This is a genomic window from Emticicia oligotrophica DSM 17448 (assembly GCF_000263195.1).
GTDB classification, from domain to species: Bacteria; Bacteroidota; Bacteroidia; order Cytophagales; family Spirosomataceae; genus Emticicia; species Emticicia oligotrophica.
The window spans coordinates 1300001-1311366 of record NC_018748.1; the positions used below are offsets into that span (position 1 = coordinate 1300001).

Annotated in this window: 7 protein-coding genes; 3 read left to right on the plus strand and 4 right to left on the minus strand. The window is 38.8% G+C overall.

Going from position 1 to position 11366, the window contains the following annotated elements; genetic code table 11:
- The first annotated feature begins 31 nt into the window (after positions 1 to 31).
- A complete protein-coding gene (locus tag EMTOL_RS05430) occupies positions 32 to 475 on the plus strand; it encodes a DMT family transporter (protein ID WP_015028269.1) in 444 nt (147 codons plus the stop codon).
- Here the strand turns inward: EMTOL_RS05430 and EMTOL_RS05435 are convergent.
- The gene (locus tag EMTOL_RS05435; RefSeq protein WP_015028270.1) at positions 458 to 1783 is read right to left on the minus strand and encodes a 3-deoxy-D-manno-octulosonic acid transferase; all 1326 of its coding nucleotides are present in this window, start codon (positions 1781 to 1783) and stop codon (positions 458 to 460) included. The two genes, EMTOL_RS05430 and EMTOL_RS05435, sit on opposite strands and share 18 nt — an antisense overlap.
- A gap of 253 nt (positions 1784 to 2036) precedes the next feature.
- Here EMTOL_RS05435 and EMTOL_RS05440 point away from each other — a divergent pair, with 253 nt between their 5' ends.
- Both EMTOL_RS05440 and EMTOL_RS05445 read left to right on the plus strand, forming a co-directional pair.
- Positions 2037 to 2744 (plus strand): hypothetical protein, encoded by a 708-nt coding sequence (locus tag EMTOL_RS05440; RefSeq protein ID WP_041693932.1) that lies wholly within the window; start codon positions 2037 to 2039, stop codon positions 2742 to 2744.
- Positions 2745 to 2891: 147 nt separating this feature from the next.
- Positions 2892 to 6044: a WD40/YVTN/BNR-like repeat-containing protein gene (locus EMTOL_RS05445; RefSeq protein WP_015028272.1), complete on the plus strand. Its 3153-nt coding sequence runs from the start codon at positions 2892 to 2894 to the stop codon at positions 6042 to 6044.
- A gap of 187 nt (positions 6045 to 6231) precedes the next feature.
- Here EMTOL_RS05445 and EMTOL_RS05450 read toward each other — a convergent pair whose 3' ends face one another.
- The 3 genes from EMTOL_RS05450 to lysS form a co-directional block, all read right to left on the minus strand.
- Entirely contained in the window at positions 6232 to 8724 is a 2493-nt protein-coding gene (locus EMTOL_RS05450) for a cation-translocating P-type ATPase (RefSeq protein ID WP_015028273.1), read from the minus strand.
- 156 nt (positions 8725 to 8880) lie between these two features.
- A complete protein-coding gene (locus EMTOL_RS05455) occupies positions 8881 to 9390 on the minus strand; it encodes an HNH endonuclease (RefSeq protein ID WP_015028274.1) in 510 nt (169 codons plus the stop codon).
- A gap of 183 nt (positions 9391 to 9573) precedes the next feature.
- On the minus strand, positions 9574 to 11286 hold the full coding sequence (gene lysS / locus EMTOL_RS05460) for a lysine--tRNA ligase (protein WP_015028275.1): 1713 nt from the start codon (positions 11284 to 11286) through the stop codon (positions 9574 to 9576).
- Positions 11287 to 11366: the final 80 nt, after the last annotated feature.

Consider the following 11366-nt stretch of genomic DNA (forward strand, 5'->3'; position numbering starts at 1 on the left):
TAAGGTATGGCACCATCAATAGTCCAAAGTCATGAGCATCATCTACTATATTCTTGCCTTTTTGTGTGGTGTAACCAACAGCACGCAATCGGGCGTAAATGCGGAATTACGGAGGTCAATCAATAACCCTATTTACGCTGCTATCATTTCATTTGCCTCGGGTTTATTGGGCTTAATTTTGATAACTCCTTTTTTCAAAGAATCAGTGCCAACGCTGACAACCTTGAAATCATTAGAATGGTGGAAGCTAACCGGTGGTGTACTAGGTGCTTTTTTTGTAACAACGGTTATTTTGAGTGTACAAAAAATCGGCTCGGCCAATATGATTTGTTTAATCGTAGCAGGGCAGCTCATAACAGCCATGCTACTTGACCATTATGGGCTTTTAGGCTTCAAACTACACCAAATTAATGGTTGGAGAATTGCAGGTGGGCTGCTAATTGTAGCTGGTGTTTATTTAATCGTTAAGAATTGATTGAGTTATTGCCATTACTTTTTCGGTAGCACCAATATTCTGCAAAACGTAATTCTGCGAAATTTTATCAGATTCTTTCTTTTTTACTTCGTTTGAGCGTAAATCTTTTAATATTTCGGCCAATTCTTCGGTTGAAGAGATGGCGAATGCACCTCCGAGTCTGACCAAATCAACCGCTTCTTTGAATTTATGATAAGCCCTATTACCAAAGAAAATAGGCATTCCGAATGTTGCCGCTTCTAAAGTATTGTGTAAGCCTTTTCCAAACGAACCACCAATAAAAGCAAAGTCGGCGTATTGATAAAGCGATGACAACATTCCGATATTATCAACAATAAGTACCTGATAATTATTGAGTTGTGTTTCATCTTTTACTTCTGAAAAACAAATACTTTTCAACTCAATTTGCTTTTGCCAAGTATTTATTTCCTCTCGATGAATTTCGTGTGGAGCAATAACGAAGGTTAAGTTTGAATCATTTTGAAGTGAATTCATCAACGGAATCAAGACTTCCATATCAGTTTGCCATGCCGAACCTACCATAAATACTTGTCGGTTTGCTTTGAATCGCTCGGCAATCGGAATATCTTTTTTAGCATCAACAATTTGTTTTACACGGTCGAAACGTGTATCGCCTGCCAATGTAATTTGCTCAATATCAATACTTTTCAGCAAATCAAAAGACTCTTGATTCTGCACCAAAATATGTTTAAACTTCTTCAAAATTTCTCTATAAAATCTTCCATAAGGTTTAAAAAAAAATTGATTTGGGCGAAAAATTGTAGAAAATGAAATTGCAGGAATTTGCTTTCTTTCTAGTTCTGTTAAGTAATTTCGCCAAAACTCATACTTCACAAAATAAACTATCGAGGGCTGTACTATTTCTATGAATTTTCGGGCATTTGAAGGTGTATCTGCTGGAAGATAAAATATAAAATCTGCACCAGCATAATTCTTCCTAATTTCATAGCCCGAAGGTGAAAAGAACGTCACTAAAATCTTATAAGCAGGATATTTTGCTCGAAAAGCCTCGATTACTGGCCTTCCCTGCTCAAATTCCCCTAAAGAAGCACAATGAAACCAAGCAAGACTACCTCGACTTCGTTCGGTAAACGAGTTGCTGACCGAAGCCGAACTACGGTTGGAGAGCGAAGCCGAACTACGGTTGGAGAGCGAAGCCGAATCAAGCCTTTCAAAAATATTTTTCCTACCATCAACCCAAAGTTTTGCTTTTGAATTAAATGGAGCTAAAACATTAATGATAAATGTATATGCGTATATCGAAAAATTATAGAGTATCTGAAGCATTGGCAACCAAACAAGTTCTTCACTTGTCTTGAATTATGTTTTTATAAAGGCAAAACTAAGGAAAAAGCCTTGAAATCACATAAAAAATGGTGTTTTGAGTACGATTTTCAGGGCTTATTTTCATAAATACTTCACATTATTAGCTATATCAGTCAATACTCCAATAAATAAAAATGAGCCAATTCTTTTTTGCAACAAAAAAACTTCTCTTAAATTCAATCAAAATAAACAACCATTTACCGAACCTTTTAATATGGAAAATCCAATGCTTGATTACTCTAATACCGAAAGAATTGGTCTAGAGAAACAAACAACGCTACGAATTTTAGTAGGAGTTTTGGGGATGCTTTTACCACTTCTCCTTTGGCTACTTTTATTAATCCAAAATGGTGTTCAAAGCCCCATGGACTCAATAAGCCACTATTTTTACACACGAGCAGGTACTATATTTACCATTATTGTGAGTTTATTAGCTATTTTTCTATTAGTTTATAAAGGGTATGAGCCCATTGATTTTATCCTTTCCTCAATAGCTGGCGTGTGTGCATTATTACTACTTTACTTTCCTACAAGCAATATTACGTGTGATACTAATCTTATTAATTGTGACTACATCATTACTCATTTGAATGATAATGAAATTAGAATTAAGTTTCATTTCATTATGGCAGGAATGTTTTTGGGCAGCTTGGCATTAATGTCGATATTTCTTTTTACCAAGAAAAAAGGTGACCCAGAAGGGCTAGTTTTACCTGAATTGAAAGGCGAAAAAATAATCTTTGTTATATGTGGCTTATTAATGCTTCTCTCAATGCTGATAATTGCCACCAATTGCTTTGGAATATTTTCTAAAACAGAATTCGATCATTATAACCTTACTTTCTGGTTTGAAGTAATTGCCTTAGAAGCCTTCGGGTTTTCGTGGTTTGTGAAAGGTAATGTGTTTGATAAAAGGCAATAGCTAATAAATTTTGAGGTCTCTTTCAGAAGGCTTTCTCTTTTATAGAGAGGCCTTTTTTTATTTCTTTCATTAAACTAAAATAAATTCAACAGAAGTATTAAACTTTCTCTTATTTTTACCTAATCAACTTCCTAAATTATCAACAAAATGAAGAAAGTTTTACCTATTCTCCTTACACTATTTTGCTTTTTTAGTATATCATTTGCTCAAAAGGCAACCACAGCACCTACACCGCCTCTATTCAATCCTGAGCTTTACAAAGGTTTAAAGTGGCGAAATATTGGCCCGTTTCGCGGCGGTAGAAGCGTAACCGCTACGGGCGTCAAACAAAACCCTATGACCTATTATTTCGGCTCGACTGGTGGCGGAATCTGGAAAACTGAAGATGCTGGTATCTCGTGGAAAAATATTTCCGACGGGCAATTAAAAACTGGCTCAGTTGGAGCAATTACGGTTGCCGAGTCTGACCCTAATGTACTTTATGTAGGAATGGGCGAACACCCCGTTCGTGGCATGATGACCTCGCATGGTGATGGGATCTATAAATCGACCGATGCTGGAAAAACTTGGAAAAATATTGGCCTCGAAAAAACAAAGCACATAGCGGCAGTCAGAATTCACCCGACCAATCCAGACGTCGTTTATGTAGCAGCTCAAGGTGCTTTACACGGCCCCAGCGAAGACCGAGGCATTTATCGTACTACTGACGGAGGTAAAACTTGGCAAAAAATATTCTATGTTGATGCCAACACCGGCTGTGCCGATTTGAGCATGGATATGACCAATCCAAGAATTTTGTATGCTGCCATGTGGCAACATCGCCGCTATCCTTGGAAAGTTGAAAGTGGTGGAGCAGGTTGTGCTTTATACAAATCGGTTGACGGTGGCGATACTTGGACCAAAATGACCGAAGGTTTACCAAAAAATATAGGCAAAGCGGCGGTTTCGGTTTCAAGGGCAAATCCTAACCGAGTTTATGCCAATATCGAAGCCGAAGGCGATAAAGCAGGTGTTTATAGAAGTGATGACGCAGGAAAAACTTGGACTCAATCATCGAAACAAAGAATCACGATTACACGTGCTTGGTATTACATCGAAATCTTTGCCGACCCACTCAATGCCGATTTGGTGTATATCATGAATGCTCCATTCTTAAAATCGAGCGATGGTGGCCGTAGCTTTGCTCCTATGCGTGTGCCTCACGGCGATAACCACGACCTTTGGATAAACCCGACCAATAACCAAGTAATGATAAACGCCAACGATGGTGGAGCAAATATTTCGTTTAATGGTGGTGCAAGTTGGAGCAGCCAAAACAACCAACCAACGGCACAGTTTTATCGAGTAATTACCGATAATCGTTTCCCTTATTATGTCTATGGTGGTCAGCAAGATAATTCTTCACTCGGTACGGCTTCTCGCACCAACGGAGCAGGCATCGAACGCCAAGATTGGTTCACTGGCCCAGGTTGCGAGTCGGCCTACATTGCTTTCGATAACCCCAACGACCCACAAGTAATTTATGGGGGTTGTTATCAAGGGAATATTGAAGTTTATGATACCAAAACAGGCATTGTGAAAGATGTAATGGCATATCCGCACATTGGTTTGGCCGTAACGCCTAAACTTCAAAAATACCGCTTCAACTGGAATGCTCCAATCATGGCTTCGCCTTTCAAAAATGGCACTATTTATCACGGAGGAAATGTAGTTTTAAAGAGTAGCGATAATGGACAAACATGGCAAGTAATTAGCGACGATTTAACCAGAAACGAGAAAGCCAAACAAGAAGATGGCGGCGGCCCATACACCAACGAAGGTGCAGGGGGCGAAGTCTATAATACTTTAGCCTATATTGCGGTTTCGCCACATAAAGAAGGTGTTTTATACACAGGTAGCGATTGTGGATTGGTGCATCTGACACAAGATGATGGTAAAACTTGGCAAAACATTACCCCAAAAGATTTAGATGAGTGCTTGATTCACAGCATCGAAGTTTCGCCACATGACCCTGCAACGGCCTATATTGTGGCTACCAAATATCGTTTTAATGATTTTACGCCTCTGATTTACGTAACAAAAGATTATGGTAAAACTTGGAAGAAAATCACGCAAGGCATTGAAGCCGAAAGTTTTGCCAAAGTGGTGAGAGAAGACCCAAAACGCAAAGGTTTATTGTATTGTGGCACCGAGTTGGGCTTTTATATTTCGTATAATCAAGGAGAAAATTGGCAGAAATTACAGCTTAATTTACCAGTTGTACCAATTACTGATTTGGTTATTCATGATAATGATTTGGTGGCTTCTACGGCTGGACGTGCCTTTTGGATTTTAGATGATTTGGCAGTTTTACAACAATCTGAAAACCTACAAACAGCAAATAAAGCTAAAGTTTTCATGCCGAAAGCTACCGTAAAATTTGATTCGCAAACACCCTCGGAGCCAGTTCCTGGCATTGGCCAAAACCCGATGAATGGCGTAATTTTAGATTATTTCTTGCCCAATGACATGGACAGTTCCAATGTTGTTTTACAGATACTTGATAATCAAGGAAACATCATCAGAACTTACGATAACAAGAAAGACTTGAATTATCAACGCTACGAAGGCGGCCCAGCCGAAAAAGCCGTTATGCCGAGTAAAAAAGGTATCAATCGTTTTGCGTGGGATATGCGTCGAGAAGGCATTGCAGGAATCAGCAAAGTTTTTGTCAATGGCGACTACCGTGGTTCGTTGGTAGCCCCAAACACATATAAAGTAAGACTCATTGCCGAGAAAGATACTTCTATGACCGAGGCCACCATTATAGCCGACCCACGCCTAAAGGCAACCAAAGCCGATTTCGACGCTCAGCAAGCTATGTTAGCCAAAATTGAGGCTCAAACTAAAGACATTCACAACTCGGTTAATCGAATGAGAAAAGTGAAAACCCAGATAGAAAACATCACGGCATTGCTGAAAGATAATAAAGATATGGTGGCTTTGGTAGATACAGGAAAGGCTGTTTTGAAGAAAATAACGGCATGGGAAGAAAACCTAATTACGCCAAAACAAGAGACTTTCCAAGATGTGATTAACTTTTATAATCGCCTCAATGCTGAATTGCTCGACCTGAAAAACCGTGTCGATGTACATGACCCACGACCAACTTCAGGTGCAGCCACTCGCTTAAACGACCTAACAAAAGAATGGGAAAAACACAAGGCAACTTTAGACAAACTAATTAATGTAGAAGTAGCGAAATTCAACGAAATGTATAAGCAAAAAGCCATTCCAGCTTTGATTGTGCCTGAGAGGTAGAATGCGATAAATACAGGGATAGTCACAAGCCTATCCCTGTATTTTAGAACTAACCTATCACCGCATTAGAAGAAACATCTTTCAATAACAAGTTATTAATTGTTGGCTTCAACGAATTAAAAAGAAATATTTCTTCATCAGAAATTGAGAAAAATAATCAATACAAGCAAATAGAGTCAACACGTTCTCACCTCCTCTTCCACCATTTCACCACCTCAAACCAAATCACCGAAATAAAGCCAATTCCGAGGCAAATACCCAGTTGGTCGATAGTTAGCGGTGTAAACTCAAAGAAATTGGCTAAGGGTTTAACCAAAATCAGCAATCCAATTAGTGCTAGAGTAATAGAAATAATCAATAGAACTAAGTTATTCTTATACATTAATGTTGTAAAAATAGAATAGTAAAAAGAGCGATTGACTAAGGTTAGAAATATATTAGCATTAATAAGTGTAACAAAAACCATCGTTCGAGTTAGAGATTCGTCAAAGCCTGCACTTACTGCATATTGATAAGCAGCAAGTGTACCAATAGTTATCGTAATACCCTGCAAAACACTGGTTGCTAATTCTTTCCAACTAAAAAACGTAGTCGTAAATGGGCGTGGCATTTGTTGCATCGTATTTTTCTCCATTGGTTCATTTTCGTAGATAATTGAGCAAGTTGGCCCCATGATTAGTTCTAAGAAAATGACGTGTACCGGAGAAAATATATTAGGATATATCCACCCCAAAGCCAAAGGAAGAAAAACCGTTAGAATAATAGGAATATGAATTGAAATGATATATTGAATAGCTTTTTTAAGATTTGTATAAATCTTCCGCCCCATAGCCACTGCATCAACCATCTTCGATAAATCATCTTCTACCAAAATCAATGAAGCTGCTTGTTTGGCAATCTCCGTACCTTTTTTACCCATTGCAATGCCAATATGTGCTGCTTTGAGGGCGGGGCCATCATTTACTCCATCGCCTGTCATGGCTACAATCTCATTTTGGGCTTTTAGTGCATTGATAATGCGAAGTTTAGCTTCAGGAAACATTCGTGTAAAAAGATTGGTATCTTTCACTCGTTGCTGTAATTCTGTTTCCGATAACTGCATCAATTCATCACCCGTAAGACTACGTTCAAAACCTTTAAAATCAATTTGTTTTGCAATAGCAGTAGTTGTAGCAGCATTATCACCCGTGATGATTTTCACATCAATTCCTGCTTTATAAAAACTCTTCAAAACCGCTTGAATATTCTTTTTAGGCGGGTCATAGAAAGCCACCAAACCTTTGAAACCAAACTTAAATTCTTGTTGAGTTGCTGGGTAAATATCGCCCTCAAGTTGAGCCTCGCCAACTGCCAAAACCCTATAACCATCTTTGGCCATTGTTTCAATCACTTCATTGATTTGTTGTTTTTCGGTTTCGGTCAAAATACTGATATTCATAATGGCTTCGGCTGCTCCTTTGGCTGCGATGAAGCGTTTTCCTGCTTTATTTGCAAAAATATGCGTCATCATAGGTGGTTTACCTTCCAAAGGATATTCATGAATTAATTCAAAATTAGGCCGTTCATCTTTCAACACCATTTTTTCATAGGCCGTGTGTAAGGCTATTTCCATAGGGTCAAAAGGAATGGGTTCACTTGCCCACATGGCTATTTCTATCAGGTTTTTCTCAGTATCAGTCAATGCACTATTCGGCTCGGTTATTTTATCAGAACCTAATACAAAAATCTTTGCCAACGACATTCTATTTTCGGTAATTGTTCCCGTTTTATCCGTACAAATAACAGTTGCACTACCGAGTGTTTCAACGGTTTTCATCTGTTTAACCACAATTCCCATTTTCATTAATCGCCAAGCACCCAATGCCATAAAAGTAGTGAAAGCCACAGGAATTTCTTCGGGTAGAATACTCATGGCCAAGGTGAGGGCTTTGAGCAAACTGTCAAGAATATCTTTCGATTTAAAGAAATTGATTGCCCAGACAATCAGGAAAACAATAGCCCCTGCAATAACCATTTTTTTGACAAAATTGCTTATCTGAAGTTCCAGAGGAGTTTCTTCCTCTTCAATACTCTCAAGGCTTTTCCCTATTTTGCCCAGTTTAGTTTCATTACCAATGGCCGTGATAGTTGCAATTGCCAAACCACTAACCACGGTTGTTCCTCTAAAAACATTGTTATCTTCTTTATTGGCATCTTTCTCAACTGAAAGTGATTCTCCTGTAAGAATTGATTCATTCACTGAAAAATCATTTGAGCGAACAATAATACCATCGGCTGCTATTAGTGTACCTTCTTCAATCACAAGGCTATCGCCCTGTACCAATTCATCACTCGGAATCTCAACAATTTCGCCATCACGAATAACCTTGCAGGTAGGCTGTGTAAAATTTTTAAGTTTTTCAAGAGCATCTCGACTTCGAGAGTCTTGGTAAAGTGAAATGGTGGCCACTAATACAATGGCAGATGCTAAAAAAATACCATCGCCATATTCACCACTGATAAAATAAATAACCGAAGCTACCAATAACAAAATCACCATAGGTTCTTTTATCAAGTCATTGACAGCTTCCAGAAAACCATTTTCTTTTTTATACTGAAGGCTATTACTACCAAATTTTTCTCGGGCATCTAAAACCTGTTGCTGGGAAAGTCCACTAATATCAAAATTGTTTGTAGGCATGATTTATGTGTAGGAGGTTTACTTTGACCAAAAGTAAATAGTTTTATGGTAGAAAGTAAAAAAAGAAATAAACAAAATCAGAAGAAAGAGACAAAACATTATTTTACAAAGCTCTATGGAAGCTCTGTTGAGAGAATAAGCATTAGGTTTTAAACTTTACGCACGTTCTTTCGTACCCAAGAATGGCAGCCAGTTCTCTTCTATTGAGCCAGCAAAATCTCGGAGAAACATGATGAAAGATGGTTTGTAAGGTTTGCGAGGGAGAGAGAGTCCCGCTTCTTCGGGGGTAAGGTCGCCTTTACGAGAGTTACAGCGACGGCAGGCGGCTACAAGGTTATCCCAGTTGGTTTTTCCGCCTCTTGATTTAGGCACTACGTGGTCGAGGGTGAGGTCTTCGTGGCTTCCGCAATAAACACATTTGTTGCCATCACGCCTAAAAACATTTTGCCTACTGAGCATTACGCCCTTAAATGGTAAACTTACGTAGTGATTGAGTCTAATTACCGAGGGGAGTGGATAACTTTTATCAACGGTGCGGAGCATACCTTTAGGAGAATCGGAAACTAACTCGGCTTTATCGAGATACACCAATAAAAAAGCTTTTGGTACTGTACAAATACTTAATGCACTATAATCAGCATTTAAAACTAACACTTTCCTGCTCATAAAAACATTTAAAGATTAGCGGTTTTATATTTGTAAGGCAAGATAATTAAAAGTTTTTAGTTTTTCTGTCAATATAGGTGTAAAATATTTATTAAGTTATTGAAAGTGAGGGGAGTATGGGTGGGGTTTGATTAATAGTTTTTATAGGAACGTCCAGATTGGACGTTCCTATAAATTTTTATTTTACTTCACCCAAGCCTCAACTTCTTCTTTGCTCGGCATTTTTTCGTCGATTTTGAGTTTCTTTCTCATCCCTCCTAAATCATTAAAGATTTTGTTGGCATTAGCACCTTTGAGTTGTTCAACCATCACGAAGCCCATTTTTTGAAGTGCAGGAACCCATACTTTTGGAACTCCAATTGCCTCGTAATCAGCTTCTTGCGAAAGCTCTTGTTTTTTCTCTGGTCGCATTTGAGGAAAGAAAAGCACCTCTTGAATACTCGAATTATCGGTAAGCATCATCGTTAGGCGGTCGATACCAATACCGATACCTGCGGTTGGAGGCATACCGTATTCAAGCGAGCGAATGAAATCTTCATCCATTGCCATGGCTTCTTCGTCGCCACGCTCAGCCAATTTGAGTTGTTCTTCAAAACGCTCACGTTGGTCGATTGGGTCGTTTAGCTCCGAATAGGCATTGGCTACTTCTTTTCCATTCACAAATAATTCAAAACGCTCAACCAAACCTGGTTTTGAGCGGTGTTTCTTCGTTAGTGGCGACATCTCAACTGGGTAATCAATGATAAACGTCGGCTGAATAAGATTTGCTTCTACCTTTTCGCCAAAAATTTCATCAATCAATTTTGCTTTACCCATCGTATCATCAATCTCCATTCCCCATTGGCGGCAGTATGCACGGGTTTCTTCTTCGCTCAAATAGGCTAAGTTTACACCTGTATATTTTTCAATGGCTTCTAGAATACTCAAACGAGCAAACGGACCAGCAAAATTCAATTCATTTTCACCCAATTTGAAAGTCGTTGAACCATGTACGGCCATTGCAACTTTTTCGAAGATTTCTTCAGTAATACCCATCATCCACTCGTAATCTTTATAAGCTACGTAGAATTCGAGCGAAGTAAATTCTGGGTTATGCGTACGGTCCATTCCTTCATTACGGAACATTTTTCCGAACTCATAAACACCATCAAAACCACCCACAATGAGTCGTTTTAGGTATAATTCGTTGGCAATACGCATATATAAAGGCATATCGAGCGTATTGTGGTGCGTAGCAAATGGGCGTGCCGCCGCTCCACCATGAATCGGCTGCAAGATTGGGGTTTCTACTTCTAACCAACCTTTTTCATCAAACATTCTACGCATGGTGCTGATGATTTTTGCTCTTTTCACAAAAACATCTTTCACATGCGGGTTGACGATTAGGTCAACGTAGCGTTGGCGGTAGCGTTGCTCTGGGTCAGAGAAAGCATCGAATATTTTTCCATCTACTTCTTTCACTACTGGCAGTGGGCGAAGCGATTTATTCAGAATCTTAAATTCAGTTACGTGTATCGAAGTTTCACCAGTTTGTGTAGTGAAAACATAGCCTTTTACACCAATAATATCGCCAATATCTAGCAATTTCTTGAAAACTGTGTTGTAAAGAGTTTTATCTTCGTCTGGGCAAAGGTCATCACGACGGAAATATAATTGGATACGGCCAGTTGAATCTTGTAATTCAGCAAAAGAGGCACTACCCATAATACGAAACGACATCAAGCGGCCCGCAATGGATACATTCTTATAGTCTAGTTTGTTATTTTCGTAGTTCTTTTCAATATCAGCGGCCGTTACATTTACCTCAAATAATTCGGCAGGATATGGGTCAATGCCCATGGCCATTAGGTCTTGTCTTTTCTGACGGCGTAGTATCTCTTGTTCGCTCAGTGCCATTTGGTTTATGCTAAATGATTAATACTGAATGATTAACAATTTTGACTGCTAATCATCAAAATTTGGAATTTTCTGCAAAA

Excerpts from the sequence above, each read along its gene's own strand:
- EMTOL_RS05430 (WP_015028269.1), top strand. The coding sequence starts at position 32 with ATGAGCATCATCTACTATATTCTTGCCTTTTTGTGTGGTGTAACCAAC.
- EMTOL_RS05435 (WP_015028270.1), bottom strand. The coding sequence starts at position 1,783 with ATGCTTCAGATACTCTATAATTTTTCGATATACGCATATACATTTATC.
- EMTOL_RS05440 (WP_041693932.1), top strand. The coding sequence starts at position 2,037 with ATGGAAAATCCAATGCTTGATTACTCTAATACCGAAAGAATTGGTCTA.
- EMTOL_RS05445 (WP_015028272.1), top strand. The coding sequence starts at position 2,892 with ATGAAGAAAGTTTTACCTATTCTCCTTACACTATTTTGCTTTTTTAGT.
- EMTOL_RS05450 (WP_015028273.1), bottom strand. The coding sequence starts at position 8,724 with ATGCCTACAAACAATTTTGATATTAGTGGACTTTCCCAGCAACAGGTT.
- EMTOL_RS05455 (WP_015028274.1), bottom strand. The coding sequence starts at position 9,390 with ATGAGCAGGAAAGTGTTAGTTTTAAATGCTGATTATAGTGCATTAAGT.
- lysS (WP_015028275.1), bottom strand. The coding sequence starts at position 11,286 with ATGGCACTGAGCGAACAAGAGATACTACGCCGTCAGAAAAGACAAGAC.